The organism is Rhodanobacter ginsengisoli, assembly GCF_042657065.1.
GTDB classification, from domain to species: domain Bacteria; phylum Pseudomonadota; class Gammaproteobacteria; order Xanthomonadales; family Rhodanobacteraceae; genus Rhodanobacter; species Rhodanobacter ginsengisoli.
Window position 1 is genome coordinate 435993 of record NZ_JBHSNF010000002.1, and the last position, 21483, is coordinate 457475.

Below are 21483 nucleotides of genomic sequence, written 5' to 3' on the forward strand. Positions count from 1 at the left end.
TGGCTGTTGCCCATCAGCGTGGCCAGAGCCACCACGCCAGGAGCACGCCAAGCACAGCCAGCGCGGCCCAGCCGATCCATTCGATGTGCCTGTGCAGTATGCGTTCCGCACGCTCACCGAACAGCCGGATCAGCAGTGCCAGCAACCATACGCGCTTGCCGCGACCGATCGCCACGCAGGCCAGAAATGGCAACAGCGGCACGCCGACGATACCCGCCGCCCAGGTCACGAATTTCATGGGAATCACCGGCTGCAGCGCAGCCAGCACCAGCGCCCCCAGCATGGCCAGCCAATGCTGGTTCATGTCGGTGCGCAGGTTCTCCACCCAGGCGGTGATGATCTCCTGCATATGCAGGCTGAACAGCGGCTTCACCGCCTCGTAAGCCCAGTGTCCCAGCGCGTAGCCGACCAGCGACCCGAGCAGGGAAAAAAGCAGCGAAATATTGGCGTAGAAAAATGCCTTGTGCCGTTTGCCCAGCATCATCGGGGCCAGCATCACCTCCGGCATGATCGGAAAAATGAATGCCTCGACAAAGCTCAGCCCGCACAGGTAAGGCACCGCCCGCGGGGCGCGCGCCCACACCAGCACACGCGCATACAACGCCCCGAACAGGCGCATCAACCGATGCCGCCGAGCAGCGGCACGAAACTGACGCCGCCGAGTTCTTCCTGGATGAAATCGCCTTGGCCGTCGCCGCGCATGCGGATCAGGGTCTGCTTGCTGGGCGAGCCTACCGGCGCCACCAGCACCCCGGTGGGGCTCAACTGGTCGAGGATCCGGCTGGGAATGGTGTCGCCGGCCGCGGTGAGGATGATCGCGTCGAAGGGTGCCTCGTCAGGCCAGCCGAGCTTGCCGTCGTCATGACGCGAACGCAGATTGGTGATGCCGAGCTGGCGAAAGCGCCGGCGCGCCTGGCGCAGCAGCTCCTCGATCCGCTCCACCGTGAATACCTCGGGCACGAGGGCAGCCAGCACGGCCGCCTGGTATCCCGAGCCGGTGCCGATCTCCAGCACCTTCTGTGGCACGCCCCGGCTGCCATCCGGCCGTTCCAGCAGCGCTTCGGTCATGCGCGCCACCACCCAGGGCTGCGAGATGGTCTGGCCATGACCGATCGGCAACGCGGTATTTTCGTAGGCACGCGAATGCAGCGCCTGGTCGATGAAATGGTGCCTCGGCGTGTTGCGGATCACGTCGATCACCCGCGGGTCGCGAATGCCGCCCTCTTTCAGGCTTGCGGCAAGACGATCGCGTGCACGCTGGGAAGTCATCCCCTCGCCCTTCAGATCTGCGGCCGGCAATGGATAGAGGTTCATCGCTCAGGCTGCCTCGTCGCTGTTGGTTCGGTCGCTCGCCATTGCGTCGGTCAGCCCCTGCATCCAGCTGCTGACCTTGTCCAGCGCCTGGAACCGGGTCAGGTCGACGTGGATCGGCGTGACCGAGACGAACCCGCGCCGCACCGCGTTGAAATCCGTGCCGGGGCCGGCGTCGTCCACCTCGCCGGCCGGGCCGATCCACCAGATCGGACGGCCCCGAGGATCGGTCTGTGCAACGCATGGTTCGGAGCGATGGCGCCGCCCCAGCCGGGTCACTTCGAAGCCCTCGATCTCCGCCCACGGCCGATCCGGCACATTGACGTTGAGGATGGTGTCGGCGGGCAGCGGATCGACCAGCAGGCGCTGCATCAGCAGCAACACCGCCTCCGCGGCGGAGTCGTAATGCACGCCCTTGTGGTTCGTGCTGACCAGCGAAACCGCGATCGCCGGCAGACCCAGAAACCGCCCTTCCATCGCCGCCGAGACCGTGCCCGAATAGATCACGTCGTCGCCCAGATTGGCCGAGTTGTTGATCCCCGAGACCACCATGTCCGGCTCCTCGTCCAGCAGCCCGGCCAGCGCCAGATGCACGCAGTCGGTCGGCGTGCCGGCCACGCGGTAATAGCCGTCGCCCATGGCGAATACGCGCAACGGTGCATCCAGAGTGAGTGAATTGCTGGCGCCGGAGCGGTCGCGATCGGGTGCCACTACGGTGACCTGAGCCACGACACCGAGACGCTCGGCGAGCACGCGGATGCCCGGTGCATCCACGCCATCGTCATTACTTACCAGAACTCGCATGATGCTCCGTCGAAGGCTGACTGCGTGCGCGCCATCAGCCACCGACGGCGCGTACTCGATGCCCTCAAGTCTACCGGAGCGTGCCATCGGTTTCACACGAATGCGCGTTGTCTGGCTAGGATGGCGACATGAAGCGCCGCCAGCCCAAACCGATCAGCGACGACGACAGCCGCCTGTTTCGCGAGGCGATCGGCGCGGTGCGGCCGTTCGACCCGGTGCCACCGGCACCGGCCGTCGCGAAGCCGGCACCGCACCCGCACATGCTGGACGCCGACGAGGCCGCCGTCCCTGGCGAATTGCTGGACATGGCATTCGACCCGGCCGTGCTGGAAGTCGGCGAGGAACTGAGTTACCTGCGCGACGGCTACCCGCCGAAACTGCTGCGCCAGCTCAAGCGCGGCCAGTTCAGCGTGCAGGACGACATCGACCTGCACCAGATGAACGCCGCTGCCGCCCAGGCCAGCATCATCGCGTTTCTGGCCGAGGCCCGGCAGGCCGGCATTCGCTGTGTGCGCATCGTGCACGGCAAGGGTTTGCGTTCGCGCGCGGCCGGACCGGTGCTGAAGGGCCTCACCGATCGGATGCTGCGCCGACGCGACGATGTGATCGCCTTCGCCTCGGCGCGACCCGCCCAGGGCGGCACCGGCGCGGTGGTGGTGCTGCTGAAAGGCTAGACCGCCAGAAGCGAGTGCAGAGGAATGAGAAACGGGTGGGGAGCGGCGGCGGCTTCGGTCACAACGGACCACTCACTTCCCGCTGCTCACTTCGGCTCCGACGTCAGTTCGCGCACGACCACCGTCGCATAGGCACCTGCCGGCAGCTCGAACGACAACTCCAGCGCCGTGTCATCCAGCCAGCGCCATTTCAGCTCCTTCGGCATCAACCGCAACGGACGACGCTCCTGATCCATCCGTGCCGATACCAGGCCGGCCACCAGGTCGTCGTTGACCGCGGCAACCTCCCGCTCCAGCGCACCCGCCTCGCCCTGGCTCGGTGGCTCGCCCTGCCCCCACAACGGGCCGGACGGATGGATATCGCCGCTCGCCAACCGCGCCGCCAGCACATCGCTGAAGGGTTCCGGGCCAAACCATGAACGCGACCCGGCCAGCGACCAGATCTCGCCCTCCAGTGCCGTGTCCCAGCTGCCCCGCTCGACTCGTGCCGCCAGCACGTCGTTGAAAATCTTCGAACGCGCCGCCGACAGCAGGAACGAACGCTTGTCGCGCTCGACCCGGCGCCCGGCGAACATCGCCCGCGCCTGCGCCACGTTGCCGCCTTCGCGACCGAAGCGCTGCTCGCCGTAGTAGTTCGGCACGCCGCGCGCCGCGATCTGCTGCAGGACCTGCTCGGCCGCGGCACGATTGCCCTGGACCTCGCGCAGAACCAGCACGAAACGATTGCCACGCAAGGCGCCACGCTTGAGCTTGCGCGAATGCCGCGTGGCCGCCAGCACTTTCACTTCCGCATGCGGGAAGCCCGACCAGTCGGGATCGGGCTTGCCCGCCAACTGCACCGAGAACGTCTGCCGGGTGACCGCATGGCGATCCTTCATGCCGGCGTAGCCGACCGCCACCGGCGACACGCCGGCAAATTTCGCCAACTCGCGGGCGACCCAGTCGGTGTTCGCACCCCGCTTCTCCACCCACAGCAGGGCATGCTCGCCCGCACCGTCGGCGTCGTAGCCGAGAATCTCCTCGACCAGGAAATCCTCCGGTGTGCTGCGCAGCCGCGCCTGCAACGGCGGCACGCCGCAGGCGCGCGGCAACGGGGCATCGGCAGGTTCAATTTCGGACATCGCACTCCACCGGGCACGCCGGCATTCGGATCGGTTGAAACAGTTGTCCGTGGTCAGACCAGGAAAATGCTGGCCAGGCCGAGAAAAATGAAGAAGCCGCCACTGTCGGTCATGAAGGTCAGGAACACGCTCGAACCGAGTGCCGGATCGCGCCCCATGCGGATCATGAACATCGGGATGCCCACGCCCATGAACGCGGCCAGCAGCAGGTTCAGTGTCATCGCCGCCGTCATCACCACGCCCAGGGTCGGGCTGTCGTACAGCAGGGCGGCGACGATACCGATCACCCCACCCCAGACCACACCGTTGAACAGCGCCACGCCGAGTTCTTTCCGCCACAGCCGGCGAATCGCGTTGGCATTGACCTGATCCAGTGCCATCGCGCGCACGATCATGGTGATGGTCTGGTTGCCGGAATTGCCGCCGATGCCCGCGACGATCGGCATCAGCGTGGCCAGCGCCACCAGTTTCTCGATCGCCCCCTCGAACAGGCCGATGACGCGCGAGGCGATGAACGCGGTGACCAGGTTGATCGCCAGCCAGGCCCAGCGGTTGCGCACCGAGGCCCAGATCGAGGCGAAGATATCCTCTTCTTCGCGCAGACCGGCCCGGCCCAGCATCTCGGACTCGCTTTCCTCGCGGATCACGTCGACCATCGCGTCGATGGTGATGCGACCGATCAGGTGACCGCGGCTATCCACCACCGGCGCGGTCACCAGATCGTAGCGTTCGAACGCCTGCGCCACTTCGTAGGCATCGTCGGTGGGATGAAACGTGTTCACGTCCGGCGCCATCACCTCGCTGACCATCTTGTCGGGCGAGTTCACCAGCAGCCAGTGCAGTGGCAGCACGCCGGTAAGCAGGTTGTCATGGTTGATCACGAACAGCTTGTCGGTCTGCGCCGGCAGCTCGTCGAAGCGGCGCAGGTAGCGCAACACGACCTCCAGGCTCACGTCCTCGCGGATCGTGACCATCTCGAAGTCCATCAGCGCGCCAAGCTTGTCGTCCTCGTAGGACATCGCCGACTGCACCTGCTCGCGTTGCTGCGAGTCCAGGCTGGCCATCAGCTCCGGCAGCATCGCCGTGGGCAGATCCTCGACCAGGTCGGCCAGCTCGTCGGCATCCAGCGGCTCGACCGCCGCCAGGATCTCGTGCCGGTCCATGTCCGCGATCAGCGATTCACGCACCGCATCGGAGACTTCGAGCAGGATGTCGCCGTCGCGCTCGGCCTTGACCAGCTGCCAGACGGCGATGCGATCGTCCAGCGGCAGCGATTCGAGAATGAACGCGATATCGGCTGGATGCAGCGCGTCGAGCTGCCGCCGCAACGTCTCCTGCGCCGATGCCGGCAACGGCTCGTCGTCGTGCTGGTGCAGCAGATCGACGATCGCATCCAGCTGATCGTGCAGCCGGTGCGTGGAGCTGCGGGTCTGGACCTCGCTCACGCGCGTTCCAGCAACACGCAGGCCTGGGCGGCGATGCCTTCGCCACGGCCGCAGAAGCCGAGCCGCTCGGTGGTGGTGGCCTTGACGCTGACGCGACCGATGTCGCATTCCAGATCCGCGGCCAGAAGCTCGCGCATCGCCTGCACATGCGGGCCGACCCTGGGCGCCTCGCAGATCACCGTAATGTCCGCATTGCCCAGTGCATAATCATGCTGCGCCATCAACATCGCCGCATGACGCAGGAACTGGCGGCTGTCGGCATGGCGCCAGCGTTCGTCCGAGGGCGGAAAATGCTGGCCGATATCGCCCAGCGCCAGGGCGCCGAAGATCGCGTCGCACAGCGCATGGATCACCACGTCGCCGTCCGAATGGGCGACCACACCATGGCGATGCGCCACGCGCACGCCGCCAAGCATGACGTGGTCGCCCTCGCCAAACGCGTGTACATCGAAACCCTGGCCTATGCGCATCGGGGAGTGCCCATGGGTAGCAAGTCGGTGGCGCCGGAGGTGGCGTGCCTGCGGGGCAAGGAAGAGTGAGGAAGTGTATGTCGATACACGACCGAGCGATGACGCCGCCGCGCGGGCACACCACCCCGGCCCTGCGGGTGAAACGCGATCGGCTTGCTACCCATGGGCATTCCCTCCTGTCCTTGAAAGAAGGAACTCGGCCAGCGCGAAATCCGCCGCCGTCGTCACCTTGATATTGTCCTCGGCCCCCTCGACCAGCAAGGGTGCATGACCGGCCAGCTCCATCGCCATCGCTTCGTCGCTGACACTCAGCGTACGCCGCGCCGCCTCGCGCAACGCCGCCGACAGTTGACCACGCCGGAACATCTGTGGCGTGAAGGCGCGCCAGCGCCGGTCGCGCGGCTCGGTCGACTCGCTGCGACCGGCAGCATCGGCGCGCTTGAGCGTGTCACGCAACGGGGCTCCCAGCAGGCCGCCATCCGCTGCGCCGGCCTGTTCGATCAGCTTGCTGATATCGGCCAGCCGCACACATGGCCGCGCGGCATCGTGCACCAGCACGAAATCCTCCGCGCCCACCGCGTCGGGCAGGACATCGAGGCCGGCCAGTACCGAATCACTGCGCTCCGCCCCGCCGATGGCGGTGAGCACCGGCTTGCCGGCGAACGTGGTCAGCCCGGGCCAATATCGGTCGGCGGCCGCCAGCGTCACCAGCAGGCCGGCAATCCGGGGATGGGCGGCGAGGCGCGCCATGGTGTGCTCGATCAGCGGACGACCGGCCAGCGGCAGGTACTGCTTGGGACAGTCCCCGCCCACCCGCGTGCCCCGCCCGGCCGCCGGCACCACGCACCACAGCTTCGGCGCACTCATGGCGAACCGGCGGATGCGGCAGCTGCGGGTGCGCTTCCGGCATGGGCCGGCTGCTCGACCACCTGGTAGAAGACCTCGCCCGGCTTGATCAGCCCCAGCTCGGTGCGTGCGCGCGCCTCGACCGCCTGGTCACCGTGCTTGAGGTCCAGCACGTCGGCACCCACCGCCTGATTGCGCTGCTGCAGCCGGGCGTTCTCGTCAGCCTGTTTCTTCACGGCCACGCGCAGGCTGTCCACCTCGCGCATGCTGCCGCTGCCGGACCACAGTTTCAGCTGCAGTCCGATCAGGATCACGACAAGAATCAGGGCGATCCAGCGCAGCATGGGTGACCGATGGCTCCGTTCAACCCGGCAGGCGGGTCAGGTTGGGGAACGCATCGCGACCGGCGTAGCGCGCGGCCGCGCCCAGCTGCTCCTCGATCCGCAACAGCTGGTTGTACTTGGCCACACGATCGCTGCGGCACAGCGAACCGGTCTTGATCTGGGTCGCCGTGGTGGCCACGGCAATGTCGGCGATGGTGGTGTCCTCGGTCTCGCCGGAGCGGTGCGAGATCACCGCCGAATACTTCGCTGCATCCGCCATCGCGATCGCTTCCAGTGTCTCGGACAGCGTGCCGATCTGGTTCACCTTGATCAGGATCGAGTTGGCGATGTGCTTTTCGATACCCTCGCGGAAAATCACCGGGTTGGTCACGAACAGGTCGTCGCCGACCACCTGGATGCGGTCGCCGATCCGCTCGGTCAGCAGCTTCCAGCCATCCCAGTCGCCCTCGGCCATGCCGTCCTCGATGCTGACGATCGGATACTGCTGGGCCCAGCTGGCGAGCAGGTCGACAAACTCGGCCGGGGCGTACTTCTTGCCCTCACCCGCCAGGTCGTACTTGCCGTCCCGGTAGAACTCCGAGCTGGCCGCATCGAGACCGAGCAGGATCTCGCCGCCGATCTTGTAGCCGGTCTTGTTGATCGCCTCGAGAATCGTGTCGAGCGCCTCGATGTTCGAACGCAGGTTCGGCGCAAAGCCGCCCTCATCGCCCACCGACGTGCTGAGCCCGCGACCTTTCAGCACGCTCTTCAGCGCATGGAAGATCTCCGCACCGGCGCGCAGCGCCTCGGCAAAGCTGGGCAGGCCCACCGGCAGGATCATGAATTCCTGCACGTCGATATTGTTGTCGGCATGCTCGCCGCCGTTGATGATGTTCATCATCGGCACCGGCAGCGCGCCGGGCTTGCCGTGCGACAGATAGCTCCACAGCGGTTCGTCGCGCGAGGCCGCCACGGCATGGGCCGCCGCCATCGAGACGCCGAGCAGCGCATTGGCGCCCAGCTTGCCCTTGTTCGGGGTGCCGTCCAGCGCGATAAGCTTCGCGTCCAGACCCTTCTGGTCGGCCGCATCGAAACCCTTCAGCGCATCGGCGATCACGCCGTTGACGTTCGCCACCGCGTTCCTCACACCCTTGCCGCCGTAGCGCGACTTGTCGCCGTCGCGCAGCTCGACCGCCTCGCGCGAGCCGGTGGAGGCGCCGCTGGGCACGGCGGCGCGACCGAAGCCACGGCCGGCCAGGGTGACTTCGGCTTCCAGCGTGGGATTGCCGCGCGAGTCGAGGATTTCACGGGCGTGGATGCGGGTGATCTGTGTGCTCATGCGGTGTCCGTCTGCCTTGGTAATGAGTTGTGGAACGGGCGCATCGCTGCGCCCGGCGATTCAGGAGATGCCCTGCTCCAGGAAGCCATGCCGCTTGGTCACGGCATCCAGCTCCAGCAGGGTTTCCAGCAGGGCTTCCATCTTGTCCAGCGGCCAGGCGTTGGGGCCATCGCTGAGCGCCTTGCTGGGATCGGGATGGGTCTCGGCGAACAGGCCGGCCACGCCGACCGCCACCGCGGCACGCGCCAGCACCGGCACGAACTCGCGCTGGCCACCGGAAGTGCTGCCCTGCCCGCCCGGCAGTTGCACCGAATGGGTCGCATCGAACACCACCGGGCAGTTCGTCTCGCGCATCACGCTGAGCGAACGCATGTCCGAGACCAGGTTGTTGTAACCGAAGCTGGCACCGCGCTCGCACACCATGATGTCGTCGTTGCCGACGGCCTTGGCCTTCGCCACCACGTGCTTCATGTCCCACGGCGCCAGGAACTGGCCCTTCTTGATGTTCACCGGCTTGCCGGCGCGCGCGACCTTCTGGATGAAGTCGGTCTGCCGGCACAGGAATGCCGGCGTCTGCAGCACGTCGACCACCGAGGCCACCTCGTCCATCGGCGTGTATTCATGCACGTCGGTGAGCACCGGCACGCCGATCTGTCGCCGCACTTCGGCCAGGATGCGCAGGCCTTCCTCCAGCCCGGGGCCGCGGAAGCTCTCGCCCGAGGAGCGATTGGCCTTGTCGAAACTGGACTTGAAGATGAAATGCATGCCGAGCCGGCCGGTGATCTCCTTCAGCGTGCCGGCCGTATCCAGCTGCAATTGTTCGGATTCGACCACGCAGGGACCGGCGATCAGGAACAGCGGCTGGTCCAGCCCGACCTCGAAACCGCAGAGCTTCATGCCAGTGACTCCTGCGCCAGTTGCGCACCCTCGCGCACGGCCTTGTATTCGCGCGCGGCGCGGACGAACCCGCTGAACAGCGGATGCCCGTCGCGCGGCGTCGAAGTAAACTCCGGATGCGCCTGACAGGCGAGGAACCACGGGTGCTTCTGCTGCGGCAGTTCGATCATTTCCACCAGCAGGTCATCCATCGACTTGCCGGAAATCACCAGACCCAGATCCTCGAACGACTGCCGGTAGCGGTTGTTGAACTCGTAGCGATGGCGATGGCGCTCGCGCACCACGTCCTTGCCATACAACTCGCGCGCCAGCGTGCCGGCCTTGAGGCGGCATTCCTGCGCACCCAGGCGCATGGTGCCGCCCAGGTCGGAGCGTTCGCTGCGCTGTTCGACATCGCCGCTGGCCGTGGTCCACTCGGTGATCAGACCGATCACCGGATCCGGCGTATTGCGGTCGTTCTCGCTGGAATCGGCCTCAGGCAGCCCGGCAATGTGCCGGGCGAAATCGATGACCGCCGCATGCATGCCGTAGCAGATGCCGAAATACGGCACCCCGTGCTCCCGCGCGTACTTGGCCGCGAGGATCTTGCCCTCGAAACCGCGCTTGCCGAAACCGCCGGGCACCAGGATCGCATCGACCTTGCCGAGCACCTTGGCCGCACCTTCGGCCTCGACCTGCTCGGAATCGATCCAGTTGAGGTTGACCCGCGCCTGCTGCTTGATGCCACCGTGGCGCAGCGCCTCGCCCAGCGACTTGTAGGCATCCTTGTGTTCGACGTACTTGCCGACGATGGCGACGGTGATCTCGTCCTTCGGGTGCTCCATCGCGTCGACCGTGCGCTGCCAGCTGGACAGGTCCGCTGGGCCGGCATCGAGGCCGAGGCGCTTGACCACGATGTCGTCCAGTCCCTGCGCGTGCAGCCACAGCGGCTGCTTGTAGATGATGTCGACGTCGGTGGCGCTGATCACCGCCTGCTCGGGCACGTTGGTGAACAGCGCGATCTTGCGCCGCTCGGCCTCCGGCAGAGGCTCCTCGCAGCGGCACAGCAGGATGTCCGGCTGGATACCGATCGAGCGGAGTTCCTTCACCGAATGCTGGGTCGGCTTGGTCTTGATCTCACCGGCGGCCTTGATGAACGGCACCAGGGTGAGATGCATGAACACCACCTTCTCCGGGCCATGCTCGATGCGCAACTGGCGGATCGCCTCGAGGAACGGCAGCGACTCGATGTCGCCCACCGTGCCGCCGATCTCGACCAGCGCCACGTCGAAGCCACGGGTGGCCTCGTGGATGCAGTGCTTGATCTCGTCGGTGATGTGCGGAATCACCTGCACGGTGGCGCCGAGGTAGTCGCCGCGGCGTTCCTTGCGGATCACCGACTCGTAGATCTTGCCGGTGGTGATCGAGTTCTTGCCGGTCAGGCGGGTGTGCACGAAACGCTCGTAGTGACCGAGATCGAGGTCGGTCTCGGCACCGTCGTCGGTCACATAGACCTCGCCGTGCTGGAAGGGACTCATGGTGCCCGGATCCACATTGATATAGGGATCGAGCTTCATCATGGTGACCGAAAGTCCGCGCGCTTCGAGGATGGAAGCGAGCGACGCCGCAGCAATGCCCTTGCCAAGCGAGGACACCACACCGCCGGTGACGAAAATCAGGGGGGTCATGGAAAGCAGCCGTGCTGGAAATTAGGCATTTTAGCTGCAGAAGCGCTCCGCTGCGAGATGCCTATGGAAAATTCTGTGTTTTGGTTCATCTCCGCCGCCCGGACGACACTGAAACCGAGCTTCCCCGCCTGCTAGCATGACCGGATGAACAGCCCCATTCCCGCCCGTCTTGCCGCCTTGCGCACGGCCATGCGACAGCACGATGTCGCCGCCGTACTCGTCCCCAGCGCCGACCCGCACCTGTCCGAATACCTGCCCGAACACTGGCAGGCGCGCGCCTGGCTGTCCGGTTTCACCGGTTCGGCCGGCACCCTGATCGTCACGCACGACCACGCGGGCCTGTGGACCGATTCGCGCTATTTCGCCCAGGCCGAGCAACAGCTGGCCGGTACCGGCATCGCCTTGATGAAACTGCGCGTGCCGCACACCCCCGAACACCTGGAGTGGCTGCAGAAGCAGCTGCACGAAGGCGAGGTGCTGGCCGTGGCGGGCGACAGCCTGGCATGGGCCACCCAGCGGCAGATCGAGCGGCGGCTGGCGGAGGGCGGCGCCAGCCTGCGCACCGATCTGGACCTGCCCGGGGCGATCTGGCCCGATCGCCCTGCATTGCCGCAGGCGCCGGTGCTGGAGCACGACCCGATCTACGCCATGGTGCCGCGGGCCGAGAAATTCGAGCGCCTGCGCAAGGCCATGCGCAAACACCACGCCAGCCATCACCTGATCTCCAGTCTCGACGACATTGCCTGGCTGACCAACCTGCGCGGCAGCGATGTCGAATGCAATCCGGTATTCCTGGCCCACCTGCTGGTGCAGGCGGACGGCCGGGCCACCCTGTTCGTCACCCGCAGCAAGCTGAGCGATGCCATCGTTGCCGCGCTCGCTGCCGACGGCATCGGCATCGCCGACTACGCCTCGATCACCTCGAGCCTGCATGAGCTGGGCGCCGCCGATCGCCTGCTGCTGGACGGCAGCCGGGTGGTCAGCTCCATCGCCGCGGCCGTCGCCCCGGACGTCACCCGGATCGACGCGGCCAACCCCAGCACGGCGTTCAAGGCGATCAAGAATGCGGCCGAGCTCGACCACATCCGCGAAGTGATGCGCCGTGACGGTGCCGCGCTGGTACGCGGCTTCCGGCGGCTGGAGCAACGCCTCGCCGCCGGCATGGCGGTGACCGAGCTGGATGTCGACACCTTGCTGTACGAGGAGCGCTCGGCCCAGCCCGGTTACGTGGGCGAGAGTTTCGCCACCATCGCCGGCTACCAGGCCAACGGCGCGCTGCCGCATTACCGGGCCACGCCCGAGTCGCACAGCACGCTGCACGCGAAGGGCCTGTTGCTGATCGATTCGGGTGGCCAGTATCCCGGCGGCACCACCGACATCACCCGCGTGCTGGCCCTCGGCGAGACCACACCGGAACAGCGTCGCGATGCCACCCTGGTGATGAAGGGCATGATCGCGCTGTCCCGGGCGCGTTTCCCCAAAGGCGCCAACGGCCCGCAACTGGATGCGCTGGCGCGGGCTCCGCTGTGGGCCGCGGGCATGGATTACGGCCACGGCACCGGTCACGGCGTGGGTTATTTCCTGAACGTGCACGAAGGGCCCCACGGCATTCGTCCGCCGGTTGCCGGTGGCGCCCTGGTGCCACTGGAACCGGGCATGATCAGCTCGATCGAGCCCGGCCTGTACAAGCCCGGCCGGCACGGCATCCGCCACGAGAACCTGGCCGTGGTGGTGGAAGCGGAGCAGACCGAGTTCGGCGAATTCCACGCGTTCGAGACGTTGACCCTGTGCCCGTTCGATCGCCGTGCGCTGGAACCGAGCCTGCTCAATCCGGAAGAACGGGCCTGGCTCGACGACTACCATGCCGGCGTGCGCGCCGCACTCAGCCCGTTGCTGGACGGTGCCGACCTGGAGTGGCTGAACCGGCACTGCGCGCCGCTCTGAGCAGCGGAGCCCGCGGAACCGCTCAGGAGCGCTTGGGCGGCACCAGTCGGAGCCGGGCCGGAATCATCGGCTGGTTCGGCAGCAACAGGTACTGGATTTCTTCCGGCTTCAGCGGATACGAATACAGATAGCCCTGCCCCTCGATACAGCCGGCACGCAACAGGAAGTCGTGCTGCGCCTCGGTTTCGATGCCTTCGGCAATCGTGGTGAGGCCGAGACTCTTGGCCATCACCAGCATCGCCTGGGTGATCGCCGCGTCGTTGGCGCTGGCCGGCAGACCGGTGATGAAGGAGCGATCGATCTTGAGATAGGCCACGGCCGGCAGCTTCAGGTAGGCCATCGATGAGTAGCCGGTACCGAAATCATCGATGGCCACTTCGATGCCCAGGTTGCTCAGCGTCTGCATCGTCCGCGCGGTGGCATCGCCCAGACGCAACATGGCGCTTTCGGTGATCTCCAGCAGCAACCGCTGGGCCGGCAATTGCCTGGACTGCAACGCACGGCTCACGCCGTCGACGAACGCCGGATGGCCGAACCAGCGAGCCGAGATGTTCACCGCCACCCGAATCGGCGGCACACCGGCCAGATCCCAGGCCTCGATCTGGGCGCAGGTGGCCTGCATGACCCATTCGTCGATACGCCGGATCATGCCCAGCCCTTCCGCGACCGGAATGAATTCCGCGGGCATCACCTCGCCGCGCTCCGGGTGCTGCCAACGCAGCAACGCCTCCACCGCGACGATGCGGCCGGTGCGCAGCTCGACACTGGGCTGGAATACCAGCTGGAATTCGTTGCGCACCAGCGCCTGGCGCAACTCGGTGGCCAGCTGCAGGCGCCGACGGGTATCCGCGTGCATCATCGGTGTGTAGAAGCGGAACGCATTGCGTTCCTCGGTCTTCGCCGCATACATGGCTGCGTCGGCATTGCCGATCAGTGCCTGCGGGGTATCGCCGTCCAGCGGATAACCGGCCACACCGATGCTGGCGCTGAGAACCACCTCATAGTCCTCCACCTGCAGCGGCTCGGACAGCGCCACCAGCAGCCGGCTGACGACCACCCGGGCATCCTCGCGCAGGCTCAACCGGCGAATCAGCACGGTGAACTCGTCGCCGCCGATGCGTCCGGCGATATCACCATCGGGCAACTCCCGGCGGATACGTTCGGCCACCTTGGCCAGCAGTCGATCGCCGACCGCATGGCTATAGCTGTCATTGACGATCTTGAACGCGTCCAGGTCGATGAACAGCACCACCACCGCGAGCCGCTCGCGCTCGGCCACGGCAATCGCCTCGGCACAATGCCGCTCGAACTCGGCCCGGTTGACCAGCCCGGTCAGCGGATCGTGCCGCGCCAGATGTTCCAGCCGACGCTGGTTCGCCTTCGTCTCATGGATGTCGGTGAACACCGCGACGTAGTACAGCACATGGCTGTCCGCATCCCGGATCGCACTGATGCTCAGCTGCTCCGGATAGCTGCTGCCGTCGTTGCGGGTGGTGTGCACCTCGCCGATCCAGTTGCGGCCTGCCGCGATGCCATCCCACACCGATTGTGGCAACGGCCGGCCGTCAGGCAGTCGACGCGCCTCATCGAGGAGCCTGCCCTGCAGCGCCACGCTGCTGAAACCCGTGAGTTCGGTTTGCGCGGCATTGGTCGAAATCACCCGGCGCTCCGCATCGGCGATGATCACGCCTTCGGCGATGCTGGCAAGCGCCTCGGCGGCAACCCGGCGCTCGTGCTCGATCGCCACCCGCTCGGAGATATCGCGGATGATTGCCTGGCGCACCGATAACGCCCCCCAACTGGCAAGACTGGTCTGCGTCTCGACCGGGCGGCTGCTGCCGTCCGCGCAAAGCAGGGCATTGGTGGCCGCACGCCCCGCCTGCTGCCCGGAAAGCGATTGCATGAACAGATGCACGAAACGATCGCCGATGAGTTCACTTGCCGGTCGCCCGGTCCACGCCGAGGCGGTGCGGTTGACGTCCAGGATCCGTCCACTGGCTTCATCCACCATCACGATGGCGTCGGCGGCGCTGTCGAACAGCAGGCGGTAGCGCTCCTCGCTGCCGCGTACGCTGGCCAGGATGCGACGGGCCATGCCAAGCCACAGCAGCGCAGCGATCGAGGCCGCCGCCAATACGCCGCCGAACAGCACCTCTCCGAGCCAGACTGCGCCATCGGCAATCTTTCGAGAAAACAAGGCACTGCGTGGTTCGATATAGCTGTTTATGGTGTGGATGCGCGTGCGCTGCCGGGCAACTTCCGCGTCGGTTATTCCGCCCGCGACGTAGCCGGCCTCCAGGGAGCCGGCAATCGTGTTCAGTTCGGCGATGGACGAGTCGGTGGAGCGCCACGCCTGCAGCGCCTCGCGCATGTACGGGGCGTTGGGAAAATGATGCAGGATGAAGATCACGCCGGGGATGGCTATCGTCACCGTGTCGCTGCGTCGCAGCGCATCGGCCACGGCGTCGTAGTCGTAGTGGCCGGAAGCAATCTGGTCGCGTGCCCAGTGATCGGCCATCAGCACGCCATAATTGAGCTTGTAGCTGGCCAGATCCGCCGGGTCGCCCCGGACGGCATAACTTTCCAGCGCGATGACGGACTGCTTTTGCGCCTTCGACCAGACGCTCTCGCCGTTGAGAAAACCGGCGAGAGCCACCTGTACCTGCAATGCTCCCCAAGTCAGCGCCAGAATCAGCCCGACCATGCCCACCAACGCATATGCAAGGGGCATCAATCGTCTTGATAATGGCCGTTGCAAGGTAATCGTCGAAGTACGCATTGCGTCCCTTGTTTCACGATTGGCGCGTCACGTTCAGGCGAGGCACTGCTCGGGCCTTTCCATCAGGCTGCTGCTTCGCTCAATGCCTCAAGAACACGATGCGGTTCGACGCAGCGGTCAGCGAGAATCCGCATGCTGGTGTAGCTGCGCTTGATGCATTCACCGATGTGGGACACCTCGTCGGCTGCCGGCTCCGTTCCCATCAGTGTACAGACTATCTCCAATGCCTCCCAAGGATGGGTATCGTCATATGCAGCATGCAGTTGCAACCAGCGCAACGAACCCGCCCTGATCTTGGCGGGGAAACTCTCGGCATAGCTTTTACTCTCAAATATCAGTTGCGACCACTCGCCGGTAGCGCCCTCCACCGCGTAGTTTGTGGCTGCGATGCCGGCAGCCAGCGTGTCACGCCGGCTGACGTCCTCGCACCAGTTGGCCAGGGTCTCGGTACCCCGTGGCGGCACCCCGTGAAGTACCTCGTCGCGGGGGATGCCGGCCCCCTCGGCCCAGTTGAGCCAATACTCGGCATGGTTCTGCTCGACGCGGATGTTGCGCACCAGCCAGCGACGCGCAAGATTGTCTCCCGCACTGCGGCCGAACCGCGTCTTCAGCAGGCTCTGCGCCATGTAGGCCGGGAAGCGTTCGATCACCGGCCATATGCCCACCATGAAATTGGCGGTCCCCACCTTGCCGAGGGTGCCGTCAATCATTTTTTCCCACAGGCGATGCTCCACGACGCTCTGCTTGGTGCTTTCGCAATCGGCCACCATGTCCTGGGCCCATTGCGGATAGCTGGTCAATTCAGTCAGCGGGCCGGTACGTTCAAAGCTGGTATTCATTTGAAATCTCCTGCGGAGTTGGGTTTTGCAGTAGGTCACTGCTGCGTGGCCGGCGCGGAGGATTCCTGCCACCGGCCGTGATCCGATATCCGGACGGAATACCGGGAACTCTGGATTGGTGCTCTTTCCTGTCCGCCAGGGACGCGATCGGCACAAGCGTCGGTATCCGGTGTTGATACCACGCCAGCGAGGGCCCGATTGCCGAACCGCACGGGCTTGCGCCGCACTGCCGCAAAGACAGCGTGCCCCCGACCAAAACCAGTGTCTGGATACCATGTCGCAATCCGCACGACCAAGTGCCCACCCGAGGCGGGCGTTCACGATCGCGTCCGTGCCGACCGTGCCGACCGTGCCGACCGTGCCGACCGGACGACGACACGACCATGCCCGGCACGTCACCGCCGACGGCATGCTTGCAGGATCTTGCGGAATCGTTGCCCCCACCTGGCCTCCCTCCCCATAGTCCCGCAGCGCCTTCCATGATCAGGGCTCACGTCGTCGCGCCATCAGTACATCAGGTCGCAAGGCATCGACTTCCAGCGGCAGCCAGCAGCGTGAGGCCCCCACCTCGCGCACCATGCGGACACTACGGCGAATTCGGAAGTGTCCCCTGGACAATCAGGCCGAGCGACTTCGCGCGACCCTGCTGATATCCGCTGCTTCCAGCACCGCAGTGGGCGCTCCATGGCGCGCCACCTCCAGCATCGCGCGCCCGACCACCTCGGTACTCAGCACCGTGTCCGGCATCAACCGACGCAGCAGCGGCAGCAGCGGCCTGATCAACCCGTAGAACCGGCGATACGCGGCGGTCTTTGAACGAATGCCGTGCAACGGCTGGATCAGGCCTGGCCGGAACACGTACACCGCCTTGAACGGCAGCCTGCGCAAGGCGTTTTCAAGCCGTCCACGCACCCGCGCCCACATCGTCCTGCCGGTTTCGCTGCTGTCCGCACCGGCGCCGGAAACGTAGACGAAGGTCATCTGCGGATTCAACCTGGCCAGGGTTCGTGCCACGGCCATCGCCAGGTCATGGGTCAAGTGGGTGTATTGCGCTTCGGACATGCCGGACGAGGTCACCCCGATGCAGAAGAAGCACGCATCGAACGGGGTGAGCTGTGCCTCGATCGCCGAACAGTCGAACAGATCCGCATGCACCAGCTGGCGCAGCCGGGGATCCCGCTGGGCGGTCGCGCTGCGGCCGACGGTCTGCACCAGGGTCACATCGTCGGCGAGCAGGCATTCGCGCAACGTTCCCTGACCGACCATGCCGGTCGCGCCAAACAGCAGGACGTTCATGGCTGGACCCTTTCCATCTTGAAGGCACAGACTGCAGGATAGCCCGAGCATCCGGCCGCGAGAGCACCCGCTCATCCGGCGCTTGCCGGGACCCGGCACAACGGGCTTACTTGGTTCACCGACTGGCTTCAAGGCAGCGCGGGACGACCCCGTGAGGTCTCTTGTTCGACCGGCCCTCCCCACTTGACCCCACAAGGCCAGTTCCATGCCCTCCTCCAAATCCCACTCGATCAAGGTTCGTACGGCCAGGGCTGACGATGCCGCCTCCATCGCCGCCGTGGCCAGGGCCGCCTATGCGGCCTGGCCGGCATCGAACATCGCCAACGAGCGCAACTTCTCGCTGCAGATCGCCGCCTTCCCCACCGGGCAACTGGTGGCCGTGCTGGACGACCAGGTGATCGGCTACGCGACCAGCCTGATCGTGCAGCTGGATGACGACAGTCCCTGGCACAACCACGCGGAGATGACCGGCTACGGCACCTTCAGCACCCACGATCCTGCCGGCCAGACCCTGTACGGCGCCGACATCGCGGTGCACCCCGACTGGCAGGGCAAGGGTGTCTCCCGCCTGCTGTACCAGGCGCGGCGGACCCTGATGAAGCGGCACAACCTGAAGCAGATGGTGGCCGGCGGACGCATCCCGGGCTATGCCGCGCATCGCGGCCAGCTGACGGCACAGGAGTATGTCGACAAGGTCAAATCCGGGGAACTGGGGGACCCGGCGCTCAATGCGCACCTTTATGCCGGCTACGCCGTCGAGGGCGTGCATTACGGCTACCTCGACGATCAGGAAAGCCTGGGGTATGCCACCCACCTGGTGATGCCGAATGCGGACTACCAGCCACGCAAGCGCCTGATCGCCGGCGCACCGGTGCGTCGTACCGCGCGGCATGTCCGGGTCTGCGCGACCCAGTACGACCAGCGCCGGATCGGCACGTTCGAGGACTTCGCCGAGCAGATCGAATACTTCGCGCAAAGCGCCGCGACTTACGACGCCCACCTGCTGCTGTTTCCCGAATTCGTCACCGCCCAGCTGTACTCCACCTTCACCCGCGGCATTGCGCTGCTCGACGCGGTCGAGCAGCTTGCCGCACTGGCTCCGCGCATCGACGCGCTGTTCCGCAACGTGGCGGTGCGCCATCGGCTGCACGTGGTCGGCGGCACCACGCCGGTGCGCACCGACAAGGGCATGCGCAACGTCGCCCACCTGTACACCCCGAGCGGCGGCACCTATACCCAGGAGAAGCTGCACATCACGCCGGCCGAGCGCGAATACTGGGGCATCACCCCGGGCGACGGCATCAAGGTGTTCGAGACCGCGATCGGCCGGCTGGCCATCGTGGTCTGCTACGACATCGAGTTCCCGGAACTGGTGCGCATGCTGGTCGAGCACGGCGTCGACATCATCCTCAACCCGTTCGCCACCGACGAGCGCAAGAGCTACCTGCGCGTGCGCTACTGCGCCCAGGCGCGGGCGGTGGAAAACATGGTCTACGTGGTGATGTCCGGCAATGTCGGCGGGTTGTCGCACAGCCCGTCGATGTCGATCAACTTCGGCCAGGCGGCGATCTGCACGCCGAGCGACTTCGCCTTCCCGATGAACGGCATCGCCGCCGAAGGCATCGTCAACACGCAGACCGTGGTGATCGCCGACCTCGACCTGGGAGCGCTCGACATCCAGCGCCAGTCAGCCTCGGTGCGCCCGCTGCTGGATCGCCGCCACGACCTGTACGAACTCACCGCCAAGGTACCGGTCGAACACATCACGGTGGTCTAGCCGATGCGGCCCCTCCGCGGGGCGGCCTGGCCGCCCCCGCCAGCATCGTCCACGCCCATGTGATTACCTGGCAGCGGCCAGTTCAGCCAGTTGGGCGACGGTGTTCATGTTGCGTGCCGTACCGGCCTTTCCCGCCGGGATCTTCAGGCGTGAATCGGCCATGCCATCACCGTAATGCACGTAGATTTCGCGTCGGCCGAGAGCCAGCCGTTCATCCTTCGCCCCGGTGACGTCACGCAGGGTCGTCGCCGCTGGCGGGGCATCCAGGAAAATCGCCACGACGCGATTGCCGGCTGCCTCGGGAAACGGGTTGGCTGCAAGCACCGCTGCCAGTTCGGCGGCCGTGCGTACCATCACCCCGACCGGCTTGCCCGCATGGTCCTGCAACAACCGCTCAAGCGCCGTCTTCACCGCCTTCTCGGCCAGCTTGCTGGTGAACAGCAGGTTGCCGCTGGCGATATACGTGCGCACGTCGGTGAAGCCGGCGGCCTCGCCGATGGCCTTGAGCTCGCCCATCGGCAGCTTGCCGGTGCCGCCCACGTTGACGGCGCGCAACAACGCCACATAGCTGGTCATGTCTCGATCGCCTGGCCCTCGGGAGCGCTCAGTTTCACCGCTGGCACCGACACGTTCAACTGCACCTCGCGGCCACCCGGGACAGCCCACCCGATCACCCCACTCCCGGATCAGATGTCGAGTTGGCGCCAGCCTTCATGGACTACTTCGCGTGCAACCCAGCTACCCACCGAAACCTGAAAAATTGGACAATCAGCTGATCCGGGCCCGGATCCTTCCGGTGCCTGGCGGCAAGCCCCCCCGCTGGAGACAACCATGCCGAAAATCGACATCGCCACCGTCCCCCGACGCAAGGGCTCGGGCTATCCGGCGCCGTTCGCGGCGGCCGCCGGCCAGCGAATCAAGCAGGCGCTCGGCAACGCGGGCGGGCTGACCGATTTCGGCGTCAACCTCACCCAGCTCCCGCCGGGTGCGTGGTCGAGCCAGCGACACTGGCACAGCAGCGAGGACGAATTCGTCTACGTCCTGTCGGGCGAGCTGATCCTGGTCACCGATGCCGGCGAACAGAACCTGCGAGCGAATGATTGCGCGGCCTTCCCGAAGAACCACGCCGATGCCCACCACCTGATCAATCGCGGGACGGAGATGGCCGTCTATCTGGAAATCGGCAGCCGCAGCGACATCGACAAGTGCCATTACCCCGACGTCGACCTGGCATGGGACTCGCAAGTCGGCACCTATGCACACAAGGACGGCACGACATACCCGTGAGTGTCCGCATCCGGACCCTCGACCGGCGGCGTTACTCCGCCGCCGCCAGTGGCTAGCGCGCGAGTACCTGGTAATCGGGCCGGCCCACCACGCTGTGGATCAGGGCGAACTCATCGACCATCCATCGCACCGGCTCGATCGGCGTGTCATCCAGCAGCTCGTGCTGGCTGTAGGCGACCGTGACATGCGGCGTGAAGCTGCGTTCCAGGTATCTGCCCTGCCCGGCCAGCGTCAGCACATGACGCAAGTCCTGCCACAGTTGCTGCAGCGCTTCGGGCACGCTCGGTCCGCGTAATACGCAGGGCGGCTGGCGGCCGCGGAAGCTGGCGGCGCCACACAAGGTCCACTCGAATGCCGGTGCGCTGGACCTACCCGCCGCCAGCACGGCGGCATCGACCACGTCCTGCCGCAACGTGGCATGGTTGCCCAGGAAATGCAGCGTGGCGTGATAACGGGCCGGATGCACCCAGCGAGCGCGCAGCCCGGGATGGCTGGCCCGCAACGCGGCCGCTGCCCGTGCCAGCTGCCCGCGGGCTGCCTCGTTCGGCAGCAGTGCGAAGAACAGTCGATGCAGCTCGGCCGGCCGGGCATCGGTACCACCGAGCAGGTCGAGCTGGGGATGTTCGGTGGAATGAGAGTGCATGGCCTTCGGCTTCCAGCTGTC

Annotated in this window: 20 protein-coding genes; 4 read left to right on the plus strand and 16 right to left on the minus strand. The window is 66.0% G+C overall.

Translation table 11 applies throughout. The features are described from left to right. Positions 1-13: 13 nt before the first annotated feature. The 3 genes from ACFPPA_RS11225 to surE are packed head-to-tail and all read right to left on the minus strand — an operon-like array spanning position 14 to position 2115. The gene (locus tag ACFPPA_RS11225; protein WP_377319853.1) at positions 14-619 is read right to left on the minus strand and encodes a YqaA family protein; all 606 of its coding nucleotides are present in this window, start codon (positions 617-619) and stop codon (positions 14-16) included. Next, positions 619-1314: a protein-L-isoaspartate(D-aspartate) O-methyltransferase gene (locus tag ACFPPA_RS11230; RefSeq protein WP_377319855.1), complete on the minus strand. Its 696-nt coding sequence runs from the start codon at positions 1312-1314 to the stop codon at positions 619-621. The genes ACFPPA_RS11225 and ACFPPA_RS11230 overlap by 1 nt, the downstream gene beginning before the upstream one ends. Before the next feature lie 3 nt (positions 1315-1317). After that, the gene (gene surE / locus ACFPPA_RS11235) at positions 1318-2115 is read right to left on the minus strand and encodes a 5'/3'-nucleotidase SurE (protein ID WP_377319857.1); all 798 of its coding nucleotides are present in this window, start codon (positions 2113-2115) and stop codon (positions 1318-1320) included. A 128-nt stretch (positions 2116-2243) separates the two neighbouring features. Here surE and ACFPPA_RS11240 point away from each other — a divergent pair, with 128 nt between their 5' ends. Next, positions 2244-2789 (plus strand): Smr/MutS family protein, encoded by a 546-nt coding sequence (locus ACFPPA_RS11240; protein WP_377319859.1) that lies wholly within the window; start codon positions 2244-2246, stop codon positions 2787-2789. A gap of 86 nt (positions 2790-2875) precedes the next feature. Here ACFPPA_RS11240 and truD read toward each other — a convergent pair whose 3' ends face one another. The 8 genes from truD to ACFPPA_RS11280 all read right to left on the minus strand — a co-directional run bounded on the left by truD (position 2876) and on the right by ACFPPA_RS11280 (position 10897). Beyond that, positions 2876-3910: a tRNA pseudouridine(13) synthase TruD gene (gene truD, locus ACFPPA_RS11245; protein WP_377319861.1), complete on the minus strand. Its 1035-nt coding sequence runs from the start codon at positions 3908-3910 to the stop codon at positions 2876-2878. A gap of 53 nt (positions 3911-3963) precedes the next feature. After that, the gene (mgtE, locus tag ACFPPA_RS11250; RefSeq protein WP_377319863.1) at positions 3964-5355 is read right to left on the minus strand and encodes a magnesium transporter; all 1392 of its coding nucleotides are present in this window, start codon (positions 5353-5355) and stop codon (positions 3964-3966) included. Continuing rightward, positions 5352-5825 (minus strand): 2-C-methyl-D-erythritol 2,4-cyclodiphosphate synthase, encoded by a 474-nt coding sequence (gene ispF / locus ACFPPA_RS11255; protein WP_377319865.1) that lies wholly within the window; start codon positions 5823-5825, stop codon positions 5352-5354. The genes mgtE and ispF overlap by 4 nt, the downstream gene beginning before the upstream one ends. A 156-nt stretch (positions 5826-5981) precedes the next feature. Next, complete coding sequence (ispD, locus tag ACFPPA_RS11260) at positions 5982-6692, minus strand: 2-C-methyl-D-erythritol 4-phosphate cytidylyltransferase (protein WP_377319867.1); 711 nt, start codon at positions 6690-6692, stop codon at positions 5982-5984. Beyond that, a complete protein-coding gene (gene ftsB / locus ACFPPA_RS11265) occupies positions 6689-7015 on the minus strand; it encodes a cell division protein FtsB (protein WP_377319869.1) in 327 nt (108 codons plus the stop codon). The genes ispD and ftsB overlap by 4 nt, the downstream gene beginning before the upstream one ends. Positions 7016-7034: 19 nt before the next feature. Further along, positions 7035-8333, minus strand: coding sequence for a phosphopyruvate hydratase (gene eno / locus ACFPPA_RS11270; RefSeq protein WP_377319871.1), 1299 nt, complete (start codon positions 8331-8333; stop codon positions 7035-7037). Between the two features lie 60 nt (positions 8334-8393). Then, on the minus strand, positions 8394-9230 hold the full coding sequence (gene kdsA / locus ACFPPA_RS11275) for a 3-deoxy-8-phosphooctulonate synthase (protein WP_377319873.1): 837 nt from the start codon (positions 9228-9230) through the stop codon (positions 8394-8396). Next, positions 9227-10897 carry a CTP synthase gene (locus tag ACFPPA_RS11280; protein WP_377319875.1) on the minus strand — a complete coding sequence of 557 codons (1671 nt, stop codon included), beginning with the start codon at positions 10895-10897 and terminating at the stop codon, positions 9227-9229. The genes kdsA and ACFPPA_RS11280 overlap by 4 nt, the downstream gene beginning before the upstream one ends. Before the next feature lie 144 nt (positions 10898-11041). On the opposite strand from ACFPPA_RS11280, the gene ACFPPA_RS11285 reads away from it, so the two are divergent. Beyond that, a complete protein-coding gene (locus ACFPPA_RS11285; RefSeq protein WP_377319876.1) occupies positions 11042-12841 on the plus strand; it encodes an aminopeptidase P family protein in 1800 nt (599 codons plus the stop codon). A 22-nt stretch (positions 12842-12863) separates the two neighbouring features. Here ACFPPA_RS11285 and ACFPPA_RS11290 read toward each other — a convergent pair whose 3' ends face one another. The 3 genes from ACFPPA_RS11290 to ACFPPA_RS11300 form a co-directional block, all read right to left on the minus strand. Next, positions 12864-15572, minus strand: a complete 2709-nt coding sequence (locus ACFPPA_RS11290; RefSeq protein ID WP_377319878.1) for a putative bifunctional diguanylate cyclase/phosphodiesterase — start codon at positions 15570-15572, stop codon at positions 12864-12866. A 110-nt stretch (positions 15573-15682) separates the two neighbouring features. Then, positions 15683-16459 carry a TenA family transcriptional regulator gene (locus tag ACFPPA_RS11295; RefSeq protein WP_377319880.1) on the minus strand — a complete coding sequence of 259 codons (777 nt, stop codon included), beginning with the start codon at positions 16457-16459 and terminating at the stop codon, positions 15683-15685. A 618-nt stretch (positions 16460-17077) separates the two neighbouring features. Beyond that, positions 17078-17755 carry an NAD-dependent epimerase/dehydratase family protein gene (locus ACFPPA_RS11300; protein WP_377319881.1) on the minus strand — a complete coding sequence of 226 codons (678 nt, stop codon included), beginning with the start codon at positions 17753-17755 and terminating at the stop codon, positions 17078-17080. A gap of 205 nt (positions 17756-17960) precedes the next feature. On the opposite strand from ACFPPA_RS11300, the gene ACFPPA_RS11305 reads away from it, so the two are divergent. Further along, complete coding sequence (locus ACFPPA_RS11305) at positions 17961-19532, plus strand: carbon-nitrogen hydrolase family protein (protein ID WP_377319883.1); 1572 nt, start codon at positions 17961-17963, stop codon at positions 19530-19532. 63 nt (positions 19533-19595) lie between these two features. Here ACFPPA_RS11305 and ACFPPA_RS11310 read toward each other — a convergent pair whose 3' ends face one another. After that, positions 19596-20108, minus strand: coding sequence for a DUF1697 domain-containing protein (locus tag ACFPPA_RS11310; protein WP_377319885.1), 513 nt, complete (start codon positions 20106-20108; stop codon positions 19596-19598). 255 nt (positions 20109-20363) lie between these two features. Here ACFPPA_RS11310 and ACFPPA_RS11315 point away from each other — a divergent pair, with 255 nt between their 5' ends. Further along, on the plus strand, positions 20364-20819 hold the full coding sequence (locus tag ACFPPA_RS11315) for a cupin domain-containing protein (protein WP_377319887.1): 456 nt from the start codon (positions 20364-20366) through the stop codon (positions 20817-20819). Positions 20820-20871: 52 nt separating this feature from the next. Here ACFPPA_RS11315 and thpR read toward each other — a convergent pair whose 3' ends face one another. Next, positions 20872-21462: an RNA 2',3'-cyclic phosphodiesterase gene (gene thpR, locus ACFPPA_RS11320; protein ID WP_377319889.1), complete on the minus strand. Its 591-nt coding sequence runs from the start codon at positions 21460-21462 to the stop codon at positions 20872-20874. Positions 21463-21483: the final 21 nt, after the last annotated feature.

Bases quoted from the DNA above. Each gene is read 5' to 3' on its own strand.
- ACFPPA_RS11225 (WP_377319853.1), bottom strand. From the start codon at position 619: ATGCGCCTGTTCGGGGCGTTGTATGCGCGTGTGCTGGTGTGGGCGCGC.
- ACFPPA_RS11230 (WP_377319855.1), bottom strand. From the start codon at position 1,314: ATGAACCTCTATCCATTGCCGGCCGCAGATCTGAAGGGCGAGGGGATG.
- surE (WP_377319857.1), bottom strand. From the start codon at position 2,115: ATGCGAGTTCTGGTAAGTAATGACGATGGCGTGGATGCACCGGGCATC.
- ACFPPA_RS11240 (WP_377319859.1), top strand. From the start codon at position 2,244: ATGAAGCGCCGCCAGCCCAAACCGATCAGCGACGACGACAGCCGCCTG.
- truD (WP_377319861.1), bottom strand. From the start codon at position 3,910: ATGTCCGAAATTGAACCTGCCGATGCCCCGTTGCCGCGCGCCTGCGGC.
- ispF (WP_377319865.1), bottom strand. From the start codon at position 5,825: ATGCGCATAGGCCAGGGTTTCGATGTACACGCGTTTGGCGAGGGCGAC.
- ispD (WP_377319867.1), bottom strand. From the start codon at position 6,692: ATGAGTGCGCCGAAGCTGTGGTGCGTGGTGCCGGCGGCCGGGCGGGGC.
- ftsB (WP_377319869.1), bottom strand. From the start codon at position 7,015: ATGCTGCGCTGGATCGCCCTGATTCTTGTCGTGATCCTGATCGGACTG.
- eno (WP_377319871.1), bottom strand. From the start codon at position 8,333: ATGAGCACACAGATCACCCGCATCCACGCCCGTGAAATCCTCGACTCG.
- kdsA (WP_377319873.1), bottom strand. From the start codon at position 9,230: ATGAAGCTCTGCGGTTTCGAGGTCGGGCTGGACCAGCCGCTGTTCCTG.
- ACFPPA_RS11280 (WP_377319875.1), bottom strand. From the start codon at position 10,897: ATGACCCCCCTGATTTTCGTCACCGGCGGTGTGGTGTCCTCGCTTGGC.
- ACFPPA_RS11285 (WP_377319876.1), top strand. From the start codon at position 11,042: ATGAACAGCCCCATTCCCGCCCGTCTTGCCGCCTTGCGCACGGCCATG.
- ACFPPA_RS11290 (WP_377319878.1), bottom strand. From the start codon at position 15,572: ATGCCCCTTGCATATGCGTTGGTGGGCATGGTCGGGCTGATTCTGGCG.
- ACFPPA_RS11295 (WP_377319880.1), bottom strand. From the start codon at position 16,459: ATGAATACCAGCTTTGAACGTACCGGCCCGCTGACTGAATTGACCAGC.
- ACFPPA_RS11300 (WP_377319881.1), bottom strand. From the start codon at position 17,755: ATGAACGTCCTGCTGTTTGGCGCGACCGGCATGGTCGGTCAGGGAACG.
- ACFPPA_RS11305 (WP_377319883.1), top strand. From the start codon at position 17,961: ATGCCCTCCTCCAAATCCCACTCGATCAAGGTTCGTACGGCCAGGGCT.
- ACFPPA_RS11310 (WP_377319885.1), bottom strand. From the start codon at position 20,108: ATGACCAGCTATGTGGCGTTGTTGCGCGCCGTCAACGTGGGCGGCACC.
- ACFPPA_RS11315 (WP_377319887.1), top strand. From the start codon at position 20,364: ATGCCGAAAATCGACATCGCCACCGTCCCCCGACGCAAGGGCTCGGGC.
- thpR (WP_377319889.1), bottom strand. From the start codon at position 21,462: ATGCACTCTCATTCCACCGAACATCCCCAGCTCGACCTGCTCGGTGGT.